Annotated in this window: 18 protein-coding genes; 14 read left to right on the top strand and 4 right to left on the bottom strand. The window is 38.3% G+C overall.

The annotated features are described in order from the left end of the window. Positions 1 to 92 precede the first annotated feature (92 nt). On the top strand, positions 93 to 1,013 hold the full coding sequence (locus ACB089_RS25280; RefSeq protein ID WP_374964481.1) for a LysR family transcriptional regulator: 921 nt from the start codon (positions 93 to 95) through the stop codon (positions 1,011 to 1,013). Between the two features lie 707 nt (positions 1,014 to 1,720). Here the strand turns inward: ACB089_RS25280 and ACB089_RS25285 are convergent. Beyond that, complete coding sequence (locus tag ACB089_RS25285; RefSeq protein ID WP_374964483.1) at positions 1,721 to 2,602, bottom strand: LysR family transcriptional regulator; 882 nt, start codon at positions 2,600 to 2,602, stop codon at positions 1,721 to 1,723. Between the two features lie 113 nt (positions 2,603 to 2,715). Between ACB089_RS25285 and ACB089_RS25290 the strand changes: the two genes are divergently transcribed. After that, positions 2,716 to 3,732 carry a YeiH family protein gene (locus tag ACB089_RS25290; RefSeq protein ID WP_374967626.1) on the top strand — a complete coding sequence of 339 codons (1,017 nt, stop codon included), beginning with the start codon at positions 2,716 to 2,718 and terminating at the stop codon, positions 3,730 to 3,732. A gap of 101 nt (positions 3,733 to 3,833) precedes the next feature. Here ACB089_RS25290 and ACB089_RS25295 read toward each other — a convergent pair whose 3' ends face one another. Continuing rightward, positions 3,834 to 4,169, bottom strand: a complete 336-nt coding sequence (locus ACB089_RS25295) for a heme oxygenase (protein WP_068985734.1) — start codon at positions 4,167 to 4,169, stop codon at positions 3,834 to 3,836. Positions 4,170 to 4,409: 240 nt separating this feature from the next. Between ACB089_RS25295 and ACB089_RS25300 the strand changes: the two genes are divergently transcribed. From ACB089_RS25300 to ACB089_RS25330, 7 genes are all read left to right on the top strand, one after another. Further along, positions 4,410 to 5,012, top strand: coding sequence for a class I SAM-dependent methyltransferase (locus ACB089_RS25300; protein WP_374964485.1), 603 nt, complete (start codon positions 4,410 to 4,412; stop codon positions 5,010 to 5,012). 412 nt (positions 5,013 to 5,424) lie between these two features. After that, complete coding sequence (locus ACB089_RS25305) at positions 5,425 to 6,645, top strand: ABC transporter substrate-binding protein (protein WP_374964486.1); 1,221 nt, start codon at positions 5,425 to 5,427, stop codon at positions 6,643 to 6,645. Positions 6,646 to 6,801: 156 nt separating this feature from the next. Further along, positions 6,802 to 7,677, top strand: coding sequence for a branched-chain amino acid ABC transporter permease (locus ACB089_RS25310; RefSeq protein ID WP_068985731.1), 876 nt, complete (start codon positions 6,802 to 6,804; stop codon positions 7,675 to 7,677). Positions 7,678 to 7,687: 10 nt separating this feature from the next. Next, complete coding sequence (locus ACB089_RS25315) at positions 7,688 to 8,623, top strand: branched-chain amino acid ABC transporter permease (protein ID WP_374964487.1); 936 nt, start codon at positions 7,688 to 7,690, stop codon at positions 8,621 to 8,623. Further along, entirely contained in the window at positions 8,623 to 9,402 is a 780-nt protein-coding gene (locus ACB089_RS25320) for an ABC transporter ATP-binding protein (protein ID WP_374964488.1), read from the top strand. Before ACB089_RS25315 ends, ACB089_RS25320 begins: the two co-directional genes overlap by 1 nt. After that, positions 9,402 to 10,109, top strand: coding sequence for an ABC transporter ATP-binding protein (locus tag ACB089_RS25325; protein WP_068985728.1), 708 nt, complete (start codon positions 9,402 to 9,404; stop codon positions 10,107 to 10,109). Before ACB089_RS25320 ends, ACB089_RS25325 begins: the two co-directional genes overlap by 1 nt. 316 nt (positions 10,110 to 10,425) lie before the next feature. After that, on the top strand, positions 10,426 to 10,923 hold the full coding sequence (locus ACB089_RS25330) for a cupin domain-containing protein (RefSeq protein WP_374964490.1): 498 nt from the start codon (positions 10,426 to 10,428) through the stop codon (positions 10,921 to 10,923). Positions 10,924 to 10,967: 44 nt separating this feature from the next. On the opposite strand, the gene ACB089_RS25335 is transcribed toward ACB089_RS25330, so the two are convergent. Together ACB089_RS25335 and rluF are read right to left on the bottom strand one after the other, a co-directional pair. Continuing rightward, positions 10,968 to 11,687, bottom strand: a complete 720-nt coding sequence (locus ACB089_RS25335; RefSeq protein WP_374964492.1) for a hypothetical protein — start codon at positions 11,685 to 11,687, stop codon at positions 10,968 to 10,970. 22 nt (positions 11,688 to 11,709) lie between these two features. Then, positions 11,710 to 12,411, bottom strand: a complete 702-nt coding sequence (gene rluF / locus ACB089_RS25340; RefSeq protein WP_368637282.1) for a 23S rRNA pseudouridine(2604) synthase RluF — start codon at positions 12,409 to 12,411, stop codon at positions 11,710 to 11,712. 240 nt (positions 12,412 to 12,651) lie between these two features. On the opposite strand from rluF, the gene adh reads away from it, so the two are divergent. The 5 genes from adh to ACB089_RS25365 all read left to right on the top strand — a co-directional run bounded on the left by adh (position 12,652) and on the right by ACB089_RS25365 (position 17,977). Continuing rightward, the gene (adh, locus tag ACB089_RS25345; RefSeq protein WP_374964494.1) at positions 12,652 to 14,172 is read left to right on the top strand and encodes an aldehyde dehydrogenase; all 1,521 of its coding nucleotides are present in this window, start codon (positions 12,652 to 12,654) and stop codon (positions 14,170 to 14,172) included. Between the two features lie 21 nt (positions 14,173 to 14,193). Continuing rightward, positions 14,194 to 14,553 (top strand): DUF779 domain-containing protein, encoded by a 360-nt coding sequence (locus ACB089_RS25350; RefSeq protein ID WP_068985723.1) that lies wholly within the window; start codon positions 14,194 to 14,196, stop codon positions 14,551 to 14,553. Positions 14,554 to 14,991: 438 nt separating this feature from the next. Beyond that, positions 14,992 to 15,960: a DUF4003 family protein gene (locus ACB089_RS25355; protein WP_374964496.1), complete on the top strand. Its 969-nt coding sequence runs from the start codon at positions 14,992 to 14,994 to the stop codon at positions 15,958 to 15,960. Between the two features lie 41 nt (positions 15,961 to 16,001). Further along, on the top strand, positions 16,002 to 17,429 hold the full coding sequence (locus tag ACB089_RS25360; protein WP_374964498.1) for an aldehyde dehydrogenase family protein: 1,428 nt from the start codon (positions 16,002 to 16,004) through the stop codon (positions 17,427 to 17,429). A gap of 68 nt (positions 17,430 to 17,497) precedes the next feature. Next, entirely contained in the window at positions 17,498 to 17,977 is a 480-nt protein-coding gene (locus ACB089_RS25365; RefSeq protein WP_068985721.1) for an acyl-CoA thioesterase, read from the top strand. Positions 17,978 to 18,132 lie beyond the last annotated feature (155 nt).

The raw sequence follows: 18,132 nt of genomic DNA on the forward strand, positions 1-18,132 counted from the left end.
AATAAATATTAACCAATATGATTTTACTATACGCCCCTTTAGTGATATAAGTAAAATTAATAGTTCATATAATAGCTATAAGGAGTGCTTATATGATAGGGAAATTAGATTTATATCGTGTTTTTACTGTTGTTGCTAAAAATAATAGCTTTTCAAGGGCTGCTAAAGATTTATATATGACTCAACCAGCCGTTAGCCAAGCCATGATGCAATTAGAAAAGGAACTCGGTACACGTCTCTTTAATCGTACTCCGAAGGGGGTAACATTAACGACTGAGGGGAACCTTCTATATGAATATACGAATTCAGCAATAGGCCTTATAGATGCTGGTGAGGAGAAGTTGCTAGAATTTAAAAATTTAACAACAGGTCAGTTGAAAATTGGGGTAGGGGACACCATTTCCCGTTTCTTTTTAATGCCTTATCTAGAGGCGTTTCATACAATGTATCCCAATATAAAATTACAAATGTTAAATGGAACGACTTCTGAAATTTGTAACTTTATTAAATCGGGTGAGGTTGATATAGGGCTTTGTAATTTTCCGATAGAAGATCAGACATTACAGTTAACGGTATGTACAGAGGTTCAAGATATTTTTGTATGTGGTGAAAAGTACAAAACATTAGCGTCGACCAGCTTAAGATTTGAAGAACTTTTAAAGTTTCCACTTATTTTTCTAGAGAAAAAATCAAATTCAAGAAAGTATGTAGAAAATTATTTGTTTACGAGGGGAATCCACATTGAACCTGAGTTCGAGCTCGGTTCACATGATCTTGTGCTAGAGTTTGCTCGCAGTAATTTAGGCATTGCGTGTGTAACGAAAGAATTTTCTAAAGATTATTTGCAACGAGGGCTTCTATATGAGCTAACATTAACAGATAGTATACCAACACGAAGCATTGGTATGTGTTATTTGAAAAGTGTACCGTTATCTCGAGCAGCGTTGAAATTTGTAGAAATTATTGAGCACAAGCAGGAGCGTAAACGTCTAAATCCAAGAATTATAAAGTGAGCTTGCTCTGCGACGAAAGTGAGGCGACAGGAGCACTTGAGTAGCCTTCCATTCCAATCAGCGATAGCATAGAAATTTTATGCATTTTTCAAGTGAGCGCCCGTTGCTACTCACCATGATCGAACGGAATAGACTTATAACAGTGAGGAGATTGTAAATCTGTTGCCGCTGACACTTCATTTTCGCGCAGAAAAACATTTGTTGCTGCCGTTACGTTAACACTACGCTTTCGTAAAAAAACGCCATTTTGCTGAAATTTCGTTTTAATATATTGTCAGAAGATACATATTATACGAAATGGTTGATTGGAGTGGAGGCTGGGCGACTCCTTGGGGATTAGCGAAAGAGGAACGAAGGCTAAGAGCATCACGTCCTGTGATAACGCCTTCGTGACCAACATCCTGCCGCTGCCGCTACGTTAGCACTACGCTTTCGCGCAAAAAACATCCTGCTGCTGCCGCTACGTTAGCACTACGCTTTCGCGCAAAAAACATCCTGCTGCTGCCGCTACGTTAGCACTACGCTTTCGCGCAAAAAACATCCTGTTGCCCCAAGCGGCTCATCGGACGCCCCCAGGAAAGCGCCCAGTCGGAACGGAAATCAACCCCTCGTTATGCCGTAGAGCCATACTTTATTGAATATGCCACCTTAATTTCATTGACATAATAATTTTTCAACAACATGGAGCTTAGCGACTAAAAAATCCGCTAAGCTCTTTTTAGTAGTGCTTCTATGAGGGTGTCAACATTGCGTTTATTTTTCATCGTAGGTGAGTACAAATAAGAGAATGTTCGCATAAAATGCTGTTCTTCAAGCGGCAAAATTTTTATATCGCCATTTTTTAGTTCACGCTCAATAACACTAGCAGACAGTAGGGACAGTCCAAGCCCCTGTATAACACTCTCTTTCACACCTTGATTGCTACTAATAGTAAGAAGTGAACGTACTTGGAGCCCATTTGCTCTAAATAAATGATCTAAATAATAACGAGTGCCAGAGCCTTCTTCACGTGCAACCCAATTTTGCTGCTGTAAGTCCGCAACCGTAATAGTCGACTTCTTGACAAGAGGGTGATTGCTAGCGCTAACAATAAATAGCTCATCCTGCATAAACGGTTTAATAATAACCTCATTGTCGTTTGACTGTCCTTCAATAAGGCCAATATCGACCTGTAACAACTTTGTATATTGAATGATTTCTTCCGTATTGCCAATAATAACTTGAAGCTCAAGCTGAGGGAATTGCTGTTGCAGACTCGCTATAATAGGTGGCAATATATATTCGCCAATTGTAAAACTAGAGCCAATAACAAGTGTACCTTGAATTTCATGATGAAAGGCTAAAATATCTTCCCGTGCTGCCTCTGCAATTGCCATCATTTGCTTCGCTCGTTTATATAAAATTTCCCCAGTTGGTGTAATTTGTACTGACTTTGGAGAGCGGATAAACAACGTCGTTTGAAAGTCCTGCTCTAAGTTTTTTATGTGTAAACTGACACTGGGCTGTGAAATATGAAGTATTTCAGAGGCTTTCGTAAAATTTTTGACCTCCACTAGTGTAAGGAATGTTTTTAAAGCATCATATTGCATGTCATCACCCCTGCTATTAGAAATATTAATAATTACAATTATATATATGTATTTTACTAATGATTAAATTTTTAATAAAGTAATAATCATCAAGGATGAAAGAAGTGAACAACATGGATATTGGGCAAAGGTTAAAAAATTCCCTAACCCCTGCGTTTATGAAGGGAATATTGTTGACACTCATTATTGCCTTAGTCGCAAAGTATATTTCGACATTTCCGTTTTTCTCAATACTGGGGCAGCTTGTCATTGCAATTATTTTAGGTATGGCTTGGAGAGCAGCCTTTAAGGTACAGGATTCATGGCAAGCAGGCATATCATTTTCAAGTAAAAAGCTATTACGATTAGGCATTATTTTACTGGGTATGCGTTTAAATTTAGCGGATATTTATCATGCTGGTGCGGGTGTCTTTCTCATTGCATTTATTGATTTAGTATTTGCTTTAGTGGTTGTATATGGCTTAACGAAGGTATTTCATGTAGAGAAGAAGTTAGGCATATTAACAGCTTGTGGCACAGCTATTTGCGGAGCGGCCGCTGTTGTCGCTATTGCTCCTCAAATTAAAGCAAATGAAAAAGAAACAGCAGTGGGCGCGGCAATTGTCGCATTACTAGGGACTATATTCACATTAGTCTACACAGTGTTATACTCAGTATTTAACTTAACGCCTACTGAATATGGTATTTTCGCAGGAGGCACTCTACATGAGATTGCCCATGTTATTGCAGCAGCCTCTGCTGGTGGAAATGAAGCAGTTGATATGGCAGTTATTGTTAAGCTAACACGTGTCGCATTGCTTGTACCGGTAGCCATTATCATCGGTATTTTTTATCAGAGAATGGACAAGGGGCAGGAAAAAGAAGGATTTTCTCTGTCAATCATTCCATGGTTTATTCTCGGATTTTTAGCAATGAGTGCGATTAATTCGTTAGGGATTATACCAGCCAATGTAGCGCAAACATTTGTAAATATCTCGTATCTTTTAATTGGGATGTCGATGGCTGGCCTAGGTTTAAATGTAGAGATAAAGACCTTTAAACAATTAGGTGTAAAAGCATTTATTGCAGGACTTATCGGTTCGGTTTGTTTATCGATAATAGGGTATGTTTTAGTCATTTTTATGCGATAAAATATTTCGAAAAAACCCTGCATATTCGAATATGCAGGGTTTTTTTAGATAGAATCAGAAGATATTTTAGATTTTTTAGTTTTTCATATACAAATTAAAAATTAGCGTGATGCTTCAATGGAAGAAGCTAATTCAGCTATAACTATTTTGCTACCTATCATTGGGCTATTTTCAGGTTTTGCTCCCTCAGAGCCTGCTTCTGGGCGTTGATGGGCAGCGGCGAATGCATCGCTATTACGCCAAGCTTGGAAATGTTCCTTAGACTCCCAGTACATATTGACGCTCATTTCGTCATAAGTCGGATCATCAGTTGAAACTAACACCTCTACTTTATGGAAGCCTTCGAATTGCTGTAGTGGTCCTGGTTTTGTAAAGTTCGGCGCCATTTTTGCAGCAAAGCCTGGTTTAACTTGAATACGATTTGTAACAATAATCATGCTTTTCCCCCCTAATCATTTTCTAGTTAGAAAAAATCTACTATTCGAATGAGTTATCAGTGATTATCATTCGCAATCAATGATAATTGGCATAGGAAGACATTGTCAATAGAATAGTCGTGTAAATTGTAAATATAATTGAAGAGGTCGCTAAAAAAATAGCCATTTTCAAACCTTTTTGGTATGGTTTTTGCCTTTTGTCGTGCTAAAATAAAGCATTCTTTTTAGGAGTATAATAGTATGAATGAACATCAATTTGATAAGTTATTGCATATTAATACAGTTGGTGAACAGTATGGTTTCCCTAAATTAGCTCATTACCATCGCTATGAGCCAACACCATATGTCGGATTAGAACAATTATTTTCACAGTATGAAATGCCAGATAATCCAGTGTTTATCGATATGGGGTGTGGAAAAGGGAGAGTACCTATTTATGTGCATCATAAATTTCATATCCCGACAATTGGAATAGAAATGGATGCAGGTTTTTATGCAGAGGCAGAGAACAATAAAAAGGGTTATCTTCAAAAGAAGAATGCTCAAGCTTCAATTTCCTTTATTCATTCAATAGCGGAGAACTATGCTATTCAATCACGCGACACGGTTTTCTTTTTTTTCAATCCGTTTTCAATTCATATTTTCCGTACGGTCATTCATAATATTTGGAAGTCTTATGAGCAGCATATGCGTGAAATTCATATTATTTTATACTATCCACCTTATGATTATTTGCAGTTTTTACATCACGGGACACCTTTTGAATTAATTCATGAGGTTCATCTAGAGAATGAAACAAATATTAACGAACGCCTCTGCGTGTTTGCATTGAAAAAAGCTTAGAGCTTGGGGAAATCTGACTCTAAGCTTTTTTCTATTTATGAAATTCTTGTACCAATCATTGTTTATTTTCCCGGAAATAAAAATCATTTAAAATCTTGCAATTTTCGCAAAAAGGACATCTTCAATGGAGATTTTTTTATAAAAAAATAATCGGAAATAATAGTTTTGTAGTAATAAACATCAATAATTAATAGATAATTCGAAAATTACTAATTATACTGAAAAATCACTCTAGACTAAATATAAAGAATGTTTTACAATGTAAAAGGCTTAAATGAATAATATTCTAATTTAGTTTTAGCATAGTTATAAATAATAGTTTTGGTCATTTTTGTTATTGAGGAAATGAATTTAATTGTTTATAATTATCAGAAATATCTAATATTTGAGAAATTTCAAGGGGGATAAAATTATGAGAGAGAACAAAAAGCTTAAAAAGTTCGGTTCACTTCTAGTTGCTTCTTCATTACTTGCTGGTGTTCTTGCTGGTTGTGGAAACGGAGATAGCTCAGGTTCAGGAGGCGGAACTTCATCAGGAGGCGGTTCTTCTGATGGCGATACGATTAAAATTGGTGCGAATTTAGAGCTTTCTGGTAACGTAGCTTCCTATGGTTCTTCAATTGCTCTAGGCGCAGAGCTAGCAGTTAAAGAAATTAATGATAAGGGCGGTATCGACGGTAAGAAAATCGAGCTTATTAAAGTAGATAATAAATCAGAAAACGCAGAGGCAACTACAGCAGCTATTAAACTAGCAACACAAGATAAAGTAGTAGCAATGCTAGCCCCAGCAACTTCTGGTAATACAGTCGCAACTGTGCAAATTGCGAACAACAATAAAATTCCAATCGTTACTGGTTCTGGTACAGCTCCTAACATTACAGTAAATGATGATGGCAGCGTTAATGAATATGCATTCCGTACTTGTTTCATTGATCCATTCCAAGGGATTGTGGCAGCGAACTTCGCTTCTGGTGAATTGAAAGCTAAAAACGTAGCTATTTTAGCGGACAATGCATCTGACTATGCAAAAGGTTTAGCAAAATCATTTAAAGAAACGATTACTAAAAATGGTGGGAAAGTTGTAGAAGAAGAAGCGTATGTGGCTAAGGATGCTGACTTCCGTACACAATTAACAACTATTAAAGCAGCTAAACCAGACTTTATCTTTATCCCAGGATACTATGAAGAGGTTGGTTTAATTGTTAAACAAGCACGTGAAATGGGTATCGATGTACCACTGATGGGAGCTGATGGTTGGGATTCACCGACATTAGTAGAGCTAGCTGGTGCGGATGCGTTGAATAACACATATATTACAAACCATTACTCTGCAGAAGACCCAGATCAAAAAATTCAAGACTTCGTAAAGGCATTTAAAGCAGCGAACAAAGACAAAGCACCTGATGCATTCAATGCACTTGGCTATGACACAATTTACTACATTGCTGATGCTATTAAGCGTGCAGGCTCTACGGATGGGGAAGTAATTCAAAAAGCATTGGCTGACACAAAAGATCTTTCTTTAGTAACAGGTACTTTCTCAGTTGACAAAGATCATAACCCAATTAAAACAGCAACAGTTCTTGAATTTAAAGACGGTAAACAAGTGTTCAACTCTAAAGTTAATCCTTAATGTTTTCTAGGCAAGGGGAGGCGGGTAAACACGTCTTCCTTTTTGTGTTTTATAAAAAAATTTTTAAGAGGACACAAGTAATTCTACATTCGATAATAACATGTAGAAGTAAGTTAAATTTTTGTATTTTTCAAAAAATAAAAGGAGTGAACGCTCATGGAATGGATACAACAGCTTGTGAATGGTATTTCACTCGGTAGTATCTACGCGTTAATAGCGTTAGGGTATACGATGGTATACGGCATTATTAAGCTGATTAACTTTGCCCACGGTGATGTCTTCATGATTGGGTCATTTATTGGCTTTTATGCAATTGCTAAATGGGAGCTTGGCTTCTTCCCGGCACTATTATTGGCGATGGCAGTTTGTGCAATCTTTGGTGTTTTAATTGAACGTATTGCTTATAAGCGTTTACGAAATGCAACACGTATTGCAGCTTTAATTACAGCAATCGGTGTATCGCTATTAATCGAATACACGACTATTTTCTTCAGAGGTGCGCAACCAGCGGCATATCCTGAAGTCATTAAAAATAAATCTTTTGATGTTTTCGGGGTTCAAATTAGTAGTACATCTATTTTAATTTTAACGGTAGCAATTGTACTGATGATTCTTTTACAATTCATCGTTCATAAAACAAAGATCGGAAAAGCTATGCGCGCAGTTTCTCATGATGCTGATGCAGCGCGTTTAATGGGGATTAACGTAGATAATACAATTTCAGCAACATTCGCAATTGGTTCTGCTTTAGCTGGCGCAGCAGGTGTTATCTTTGGCATTTACTATACGAAAATCGATCCATTAATGGGGGTTATTCCAGGGGTTAAAGCGTTCATTGCTGCAGTACTAGGTGGTATTGGTATTATTCCTGGTGCCATGGTTGGCGGTATGTTATTAGGTGTTGTGGAATCATTAGTAAGTGCACTTGGTTTTTCTTTATGGCGCGATGCAGCGGCATTCGTTATTTTAATCTTAATCTTAATCTTCAGACCATCGGGTATCTTTGGTAAAAACGCCCGTGAGAAAGTGTAGGTGAGCGGTAATGAAAAAGTCTAAAGTTTTTTGGGGCTATGCCGTATTAGCGTTGGTCATCTATGCAATAGTACAAGTACTTATTTCTTCAGGTGTTCTTGATATTTACTATCAAAATATGTTAATTACAATGTGTATTAACATTATGCTTGCGGTCAGCTTGCACATCGTTATTGGGATTACTGGTCAGTTCTCCATTGGGCATGCTGGTTTTCTAGCGGTAGGAGCGTATATTTCTGCGATTATTACAACTAAATTAATGCTTCCGTTCCCTTTAGCCATTTTCTTAGGGGCGCTTGCAGCAGCGGTTGCCGGTTTAATCGTAGGTATTCCGACATTACGTTTGAAGGGTGATTATTTAGCGATTGCAACACTTGGATTTGCGGAGATTATTCGTATTGTCTTTTTAAATACGGATTATGTTGGTGGCGCAGCGGGGATGCAAGTTAAATATTTATCAAACTGGACTTATGCATTCGTAGGTGTGGTTTTAACAATTCTAGTAATCTCTAACTTTACAAATTCTCGCCACGGTCGTGCATGCATATCGATTCGTGAGGATGAAATTGCGGCTGATGCAATGGGTATTAATACAACCTACTATAAAGTTATAGCGTTCGCGATTGGTTCTTTCTTTGCTGGTCTTGCAGGGGCCATCTTTGCACATAACTTTTACATTATTCAACCGACAACTTTCGGTTTCTTAAAATCATTTGATATTTTAATTTATGTCGTTCTTGGTGGCTTAGGAAGTCTTTCAGGATCGGTCATCGCTGCGATTTTCTTAACAGTAGTCTCGGCATATCTAGCAAACTTCCCAGAAACACGTATGATTATTTACAGTTTAGTATTAATAGTCGTAATGCTGTACCGTCCAACAGGTTTGATGGGAACAAAAGAAGTGACGGATTTATTTAAGTTTGGTAAAAAAGGAGGTACAAAATAATGACTGGAAACCTTCTTATCAATGTTGAAAACATGGGCATTCAATTCGGTGGTTTAAAGGCGGTACAGGGCGTTAATATGTACCTAAACCAAGGAGAACTAGTAGGTCTGATAGGGCCAAATGGTGCTGGTAAAACAACGAGCTTTAATATGCTTACCGGAGTGTATAAGCCAACTGAAGGCACGATTACATTTGACAGTATAAAGTTGAACGGGCTTGCACCATATCAAGTAACACAAAAAGGTATTAGCCGTACGTTCCAAAATATTCGTTTATTTAAAGAGCTCTCTGTTCTAGATAATGTTAAAGTAGCGAACCATTCGCTTGCCAAGCATTCCATGTGGTCTTCTATTTTCCGTTTGCCGAATCATTTTAAAGGTGAGGCAGAAATGGAGAATCAATCTATTGAGTTCCTAAAAATCTTTGGCTTAGATGGTTATAAGGATGAGCTTGCGAAAAATTTACCTTATGGGATGCAGCGCCGATTAGAAATTGCTCGTGCCTTAGCTGCAAACCCTAAGCTACTTTTATTGGATGAGCCAGCAGCAGGGATGAACCCGCAGGAAACGCAAGATTTAATGGAATTAATAGCATTTATTCGTAAAGAATTTGGCTTAACCATTCTTCTAATTGAGCATGATATGAGCTTAGTTATGGGGATTTGTGAACGCATTTATGTGCTCGATCACGGTCAATTAATCGCTGATGGAACACCAGAAGAAATACGCAACAATCCAAAGGTAATTGAAGCTTACCTTGGCGAGGAGGTTATCAGCTAATGCTAAAAGTACAAAATATAGATGTATTTTACGGAAACATTCAAGCATTAAAGGGCCTCTCTTTAGAAGTAAATGAGGGTGAAATTGTAACATTAATCGGTGCAAACGGTGCTGGTAAAAGTACATTATTAAAAACATTATCAGGTTTATTAAAACCAAAGGGCGGCATCATAGAATATGAGGGTTTCTCCATCGCAGGAAAGGCTGCACAGACAATTGTAAAATCAGGTATTTCACATGTTCCAGAAGGGCGTCGTGTTTTTGCCAATATGTCAGTTGAAGAGAACTTAGAGCTTGGGGCATATTTGCGTAACGATAAAGCTGGCATTAAAAAAGATATGGACCATGTGTTTGAACTATTTCCACGTCTTTTAGAGCGCCGTAAACAGCAATCAGGTACATTATCTGGTGGTGAGCAACAAATGCTGGCGATGGGGCGGGCATTAATGGCAAAACCGAAATTGTTATTGATGGATGAACCTTCAATGGGGCTTGCACCACTTATGGTAAAAAATATTTTTAATATTATTGAACAAGTAAATAAAGAGGGTACAACCGTGTTGCTGGTTGAGCAAAATGCGAATATGGCGTTATCAGTAGCAAATCGTGCGTATGTACTTGAAACAGGACGTATTGTATTATCAGGTACAGCAAAAGAGCTTCAAGAGAGTGAACAAGTTAAGGCAGCTTATTTAGGTGGTTTATAGAGGGAGAAGGCGTCTCAGTTTCTGGGACGTCTTTTTTGTATGAGCGAAGAGAGTGAGCAGACGGATAGAGCAGTCAAGGTGACGGAAAGAAAGGCCGGGGCGACGTAGAAAGATCAAAGCGACGGAAAGAAAGGCCAGAGCGACGGATAAAGCAATCAAAGCGACGGAAAGAAAGGCTAGAGCGACGGATAGAGCAATCAAAACGACGAAAAGAAAGTCCAGAGTGATGGATAGAACAGTCAAAACGACGTAGAATGATCAAATGGTAGCATTCGTTCTTTATAATTTGGTAATGTGAAAGAAAGGAGTGAAGTTTATGAATTACTCAGCACAATATTTTATTGAAAAATTAAATTTAGCAAAACATCCAGAAGGAGGTTATTATATATCCTCGTTTCGGGCATCTGAGGATATGGCTGTAAGGGATGTGCAGAGGCCAATTTATACGAGCATTTATTTCTTACTACGTTCCCAGGATATATCGCATTTGCATCGTTTGAAATCTGACGAGCTTTGGTATTATCATGCTGGTAGTTCGCTAACAGTCCATATGATTTTCCCGGATGGTACATATGAGGCCAAGAAGCTTGGATTAAATGTTGAAGCAGGAGAAGTACCGCAAATAGCAGTACCGAAAAACACTATATTTGGCTCGTCCGTAGAGGATGCAGATACTTTTAGTTTGGTAGGCTGTATGGTTGCACCAGGTTTTGATTTTGAGGACTTTGAATTGTTTACACAAGAGGAGCTTTTAGCTGACTATCCGCAACACGAGGAAGTTATTCTAAAAATGGCTTACAAGAAGATTCAATAGAAGAACAGTGCCGTCTCAAAATTAGTTGAGACGGCGCTTCCTATTTACCACAATATAGTTTCAGGATATTTAGCTGTAATTTCAATTTCATGCAACGCTTTTTTAGTAGTAATCGCAGCTTTCATGAGCTGTGATTTTAGCGCTACATATTCATCATCTTCTAACATTAATCGGAGAGCAAATGACGCTAAATGGGCTTTGCGTGCCTCCAAATCTAGTTGAATATACTCTAGATTCAATAGATCAACATACTGTGTCGCATAACGGAATGTTAACGGACTTTTAGTATGCATCATTCTTATAAATACTAAATATTCTTCCTCCTTAAGCTCCTGCTCTAGACATTCAGCAACTGCTGATTGGAATTTTCGAACTGCAGCAATGTCCATATTCCAATCAGAGGAATCAATTAGCTCCTGATGTAGTCGAATGAAATCATTTAATGCGATAGCAGTAAAAATCAGCTCTGGCCATAGAACCTCTGTTGCGAAATAAACATTTTTGTTTGGAAAAATTAGTCCATGCTGTGTCAGTACACTTTTATTAAGTCCATTACTGACAAACTCAAGCTGATGCTCCCCCTTGGTAGCTAGGCGTAGATTATAGCAGACACTAAGGATGCGGAAGCGTGCCCCTTGATAATCATAATACTTATTTCCATCCCCAGTTATTTTGTAAATGGCATTAATCAGCTCATCTAAATCCCAAAAATCCCCACTAACTCGTGCCCCGGTTAACTGCTCAGTACTTTGAATTGACAGCATAGTCTCATCCCCTTAAATTGCTTTATTTTGGTGTGTATTTAAGTAGTCTGAATAGTTCTGTTCGTTCTTTTTCTGTTAAATCGCGCCACTGTCCAACCTTTAAATTTCCAAGCTTAATATTCATAATACGAATACGTTGTAGACGTTTAACGGAGTAGCCAAGTGCCGAACACATACGACGTATTTGACGATTTAAGCCCTGCTCTAAAATAATTTTAAAGACTTTATCAGATATTTTTTCAACATAACAAGGTAAAGTTGTAGTATCTAAAATATCTACACCAGCCCCCATTTTTCTAATAAATTGCTCCGTAATAGGTTGATCAACTTGTACGATATACTCTTTTTCGTGATGGTTTTCCGCACGTAAAATTTTATTGACGATATCACCGTCATTCGTCAGTAATAATAGCCCCTCTGATTCTTTGTCGAGTCGTCCAATATGAAAAATACGTAGAGGGTGATTGACAAAATCAACAACATTTCCTTTTATATGACGTTCAGTTGTACTTGTAATTCCTACTGGTTTGTTCAAGGCAATATATACGAGCTGTTCTTCTTTTTTTACCTCTTTTCCATCAACGCAAACCATATCACCAGCCTCAACTTGACTGCCAACTGTAGCAAGTTCACCATTAATCGTTACTTTACCTTCTGCTATCCATTTATCTGCGCCGCGACGAGATACGATGCCTGTTTCACTCAAATATTTATTAATTCGCATACTGTTCTCCTATACATTTATATTATTTTAAGTATACATTATCGTTGATCACACCGTGAATCCTAGAGACTTTTCTAGCAAAAATAAATTGTCGAGAGAATTTTTAAAAAAGTTGAAATTATTTTTTGTTTCTGACAATATATTAGGTAAGAGATCTTCTATGAAAATATTGTTATTTCGATAAAAATATCGATTTTTGTAGATATATTCTCATTATTTTGTGTAAAGGGGAGAAGTAAAATGGTTTATGCATTTCCAAACACTGAAGGATCGGTAGTTCAATTCAAAGAGAAATATGATAATTTTATCGGCGGAGAATGGACATCCCCAGTGAAAGGTCAATACTTTGATAATGTTACTCCTGTTACTGGGCAAGTTTTTACACAAGTAGCTCGTTCTACTGCTGAGGATATTGAACTTGCAATTGATGCAGCACATGCCGCAAAAGATGCATGGGGAACAACATCCGCAACAGAGCGTGCAAACATTTTACTTAAAATCGCGGACCGCATTGAGCAAAACTTAGAAAAGCTAGCTGTTGCCGAAACATGGGATAACGGTAAAGCGGTACGTGAGACATTAAATGCAGATATCCCTCTTGCCGTTGATCATTTCCGTTATTTCGCAGGGGCTTTACGTGCACAAGAAGGCGCAGTAAGCCAAATCGATAATGATACAGTTGCGTATCACTTCCATGAGCCAATTGGGGTAGTAGGTCAAATTATCCCTTGGAACTTCCCGTTATTAATGGCCGTTTGGAAGCTAGCACCTGCACTTGCAGCTGGAAACTGTGTAGTGTTAAAGCCTGCAGAGCAAACACCAATTTCGATAATGTTACTCGTTGAATTAATAGAAGATTTATTGCCAGCGGGTGTATTGAATGTTGTTAACGGCTTTGGCTTAGAGGCAGGGAAGCCACTAGCGTCGAATCCACGCATCGGTAAAATTGCCTTTACTGGTGAAACTACGACAGGTCGCTTAATTATGCAATATGCTTCGCAAAACCTTATTCCAGTTACATTAGAATTGGGCGGTAAATCACCAAATATTTTCTTTGAAGATATTATGGACGAAGATGATGCCTTTTTAGATAAAGCAGTTGAGGGCTTTGTATTATTCGCTCTAAACCAAGGTGAAGTATGTACATGTCCTTCTCGTGCATTAATTCAAGAATCCATTTACGATAAATTTATGGAGCGCGTCCTACAACGTGTTGAAGCGATTAAAGTTGGAAATCCGCTTGATCCGAATACGATGATGGGAGCACAGGCTTCAAGTGAGCAAATGGAAAAAATCCTTTCTTATTTAGATATTGGTAAGCAAGAAGGTGCAGAATGTCTAATTGGGGGAGAGAAAAATAATGTAGGATCTGGTTTTGAAAATGGATACTACATTAAGCCAACTGTCTTCAAAGGGCATAATAAAATGCGTATTTTCCAAGAAGAGATTTTCGGACCAGTTGTTGCCGTAACAACATTTAAAACAAAAGAGGAAGCATTAGAAATTGCGAATGACACATTATATGGTTTAGGTGCAGGTGTATGGACACGCGATATGAATACAGCATACCGCTTCGGTCGAGGTATTCAAGCAGGTCGTGTTTGGACAAACTGCTATCATGCTTATCCTGCACATGCAGCGTTCGGTGGCTATAAAATGTCGGGTGTCGGCCGTGAAAACCATAAAATGATGCTAGCGCATTATCAGCAAACGAAAAACTTATTAGTTAGCTATAGCGAAAACAAACTTGGTTTCTTCTAATTAATAGGGAGGTGCAGGAGCGTGGTCGAGCGAGTTTTAGCAACAGCAGAAGCGCTAGCACTAATCGAATTATTGAAAGAAAAGCATGGACCCGTTATGTTTCATCAATCTGGTGGATGCTGTGACGGTTCCTCACCAATGTGTTACCCTGAAGGCGATTTACTATTAGGCGACCAAGATGTTTGCCTTGGGGAAATGGGTGGTACTCCTTTCTATATGCATAAAAATCAATACGATTATTGGAAGCATACACAAATAATCTTGGACGTAGTCGATGGCAGGGGCGGTATGTTCTCGCTTGAAGGCGTTGAAGGTAAACGATTTTTAACAAGATCAAGAGCCTTTTCAACAGAGGAGTTAAGGGAATTGGGGTTAATTTAACAGCGTCTTTATATTGAAAATTGAAAACAGCGGCAAAACGACAACGTTTAGTCGCTGTTTTTCTATGTTATTTTTTCTGAAACAGTTTATGTAAGGCTATATTATTTGGAGAGTTACGTAATATCAAAAATAATCGTAATCGATCTTGTAAGGTTTCCTTGAATAAGGACTTTCTACTGGTTATGGTTATTTCAATCAACATCAGTTCCTCCACTCATTTTTAATTATGTTCATTAAACCATATAAAGTCGAGCCACATACATTAAATTAAGCTTACTTTTTGTGTTAATTGTTACAAAACTGAAGCTCATCATCCTGCCATGTATAGAAGTTAATGGGAGTGTAGGCTGGGCGACTTCTTGGGGATAGTGATGTGCTAAAAGTGATGAATCCTTTCAATGTTTTATTACGTAAATATGGAAAATGAGTGTGTTAAAAATGGAATTTACTATAATTGAAAACCAATTTACACAAACTGTGGAGGATGTAGCGAAGGCTGTCGGATGGACCGTCGATCGTAAAATTGTACTAGCAATCGCAAGCAAATATGTGGCGTCAGGAAAAACCTTTGATTCCGTTAAATATAAAGAAGTATTACAAGAAATGAAAGAGCAATCTTCATGGGCTTCTCCGTTAAGAACAGCAGTAAGGTATAGTATTGCTGCAAATTTGATGGAGCAAGAGGATACAGAACAAGCGGTAAAAAATCTACTGTCAAACGTAAGCATATTGAAGGAAGCCAAATTTAGAGGTGGCAACTTTATTTTTATTGGTGCACAGTTTTTAACTGAGGTGGAAAGTGAGAAACGTGCACATGCACAGGCAGCACGTGCATTATATGAGGAGATCCGTAAGCATCATCGATTTTTAACGGCTAACGATGATATACCCTACGTGGTATTGTTGAGTAACGCATCTGATGATGTTGTTCTTCGTGCTGAAACAATGAATCGTTATTATAAAGAGTTGCGTACATATAATTTTAATGCGGGGAACGAGCTACAATGGCTATCACAAATATTGACGTTCTTATCTCCTCAATATGATAGTAAGTTAGTGCCAAATGTGGTGACCATCCGTGACACATTAAAAAAACAGGATGTAAAGGTCAAAACGATGCACTATCCATTACTCGGATTTTTAGCAATTCTTGAAGTGAATAGTGCACACCTTCAACAGATTGTGGATTTATACCATGAATTGAAAGGTATGAAACTATTGAAATGGCATCGTGAATTCGTGTTATTTATGGCCATACAAATTGCTATGTATGATATGGCTAAGGTACAACAATCTTTATCAATGACAATTATGTCATCTATTCAATTAATAATCCAAGCACAACAAACAGCAATGTTAGCAGCAGTTTCTGCAGCAGCTGCAGCTTCTAGTTCAAGTTCTTCGTGATAAAATAAAGATGAACATGATTTTGGAGGTGCATTTGAAGGATGCAAGAAACGAAGCTTTGGATAAACGGTCAGTGGAAGAACGCAAAGGAAACATATGAGCTGAAGTCACCCTATAGTGGTGAGGTTATTGCAAAGGTAGCTAAGGCGTCAATTTCTGATGTTGAGCAAGCAATAGAAGGTGCACAGGAGGCATTCCAAACGTTTAAAAAGACAACAGCCTACGAACGCGCCGAAATTTTATATAAAGTGGTCGGCATAATGCGACAACGTAAAGAGGAATTAGCTGAGATTTTGGCCTTAGAGGCAGGTAAGCCAATATCTGCAGGCTTAACCGAAATAGAACGCACAATAGCAACTTATCAATTTGCTGCAGAAGGTGCTAAGCAAGCAATGGGTGAGACGGTGCCTATGGATGCCGCACCTGGGGCAGGGGATCGTATTGGCTGGACAAAACGAGAACCTTTAGGTGTGATTTCCGCCATTACGCCATTCAATTTTCCATTTAATTTAGTAGCACATAAATTAGGTCCTGCCTTTGCAGTTGGTAATACAGTCGTGTTAAAGCCAGCGACACAAACACCATTAAGTTCTATCGTCATGGCGGAAATTTTTCAGCAAGCGGGTCTACCTGAAGGTGCGCTACAGATTGTTACCGGTAGCGGTGGTGAGCTTAGCGATACACTCGTGACACATCCATACGTGAAAAAGGTGACATTCACGGGCAGTGGCAAGGTCGGTTTGGGCATTAAGGAAAAAATCGGTTTACGTAAAATAACATTAGAGCTTGGTTCCAATGCGGCAGTAATTGTTGAACCATCGACACCAATTGATAAAATTATTCAGCGTTGTGTCGGAGGTGCCTTTAATTTTGCAGGCCAGGTTTGTATTTCATTACAACGTATTTACGTCCATGCATCGATTATCGATGAGTTCACAAAAGCATTTGTGGCAGAAACTGAAAAGCTTGTAGTAGGTGACCCGCTCGATAAAAATACAGATGTTAGTGCGATGATTAATGCTGGTGAAGTTGAACGTATTCGTCAATGGATTGAGGAAGCAAAGGCGCAAGGTGCGATAGTTGCAACAGGAGGAACGTTCACTGAGCGTACATTAACACCAACTGTTATGACGAATGTGACAGCGAATATGAAAGTAGTTTGTCAAGAAACATTCGCACCAATCGTCTCAATTGTTTCATATGAAACATTAGACGACGCTATTCGACTAGTGAATGAGTCGGAACTTGGCTTAAATGCAGGGATTTATACGAATGTATTGCCAGATGCGTTACGTGCAGCGGATGAATTACAAGTAGGTGCTGTTATTATAAACGATATTCCGACATTCAGAGTTGATAATATGCCATATGGCGGCGTAAAAATGAGTGGTTACGGTCGTGAAGGCATTAAGTGGGCTATTGAGGAAATGACGGATATGAAGTTTATTACGATGAAAAAATCATTCTAAATTTGCATCAACTCTTTTTCTGCGATACGATGACGAAAGAACATACATGAAGGGAAGTTATAAGATTTATGACAAACAACGCTGTACCCATGAGCATGTCACGTACGGTTCAAACGCGTCTCGTATTACCGCCAGATACAAATAATCACAATTCCATTTTCGGTGGAAGAGTGTTAGCTTATATTGATGAAATTGCTGCAATCACAGCAATGAAGCATGCGAAAGGGCTTGTAGTCACAGCCTCTATTGACTCTGTTGATTTTTTGTCAGCAGCACATGTAGGGGATATTTTAGAAATTGAAAGTATTGTTTCGTCAACTGGACGTTCTTCAATGGAAGTCTATGTTCGAGTAATTTCACGAAACATTGGAACGGGTGAGGAAAAATTAACAACGGAATCCTTTGTAACGATGGTTGCAATAGATGATGAAGGGAAACCTAAGCCAGTTCCAGCAATTTATCCTGAAACAGATGCAGAAAAGCGTCTGTTTGAAACGGGACCAGCACGACGAGAGCATCGGAAACAAAAACGTGCTTTACCGCATTAAATGAAAGTATTATGACTGTCCTATAAAAAATAGGAGTTCGCTTCTAAGTGGAAAAAAGATGACTTCGGTTTGTTTACCGAAGTCATCTTTTTTATGTCCAATATGTACGTGATTGCACATTCGCTACGGAGAACGCTTTCCGCTGGCGTGACCTA

Origin of the sequence: Lysinibacillus sp. RS10 (assembly GCF_041956855.1) — a bacterium.
GTDB classification, from domain to species: Bacteria; Bacillota; Bacilli; order Bacillales_A; family Planococcaceae; genus Lysinibacillus; species Lysinibacillus xylanilyticus_A.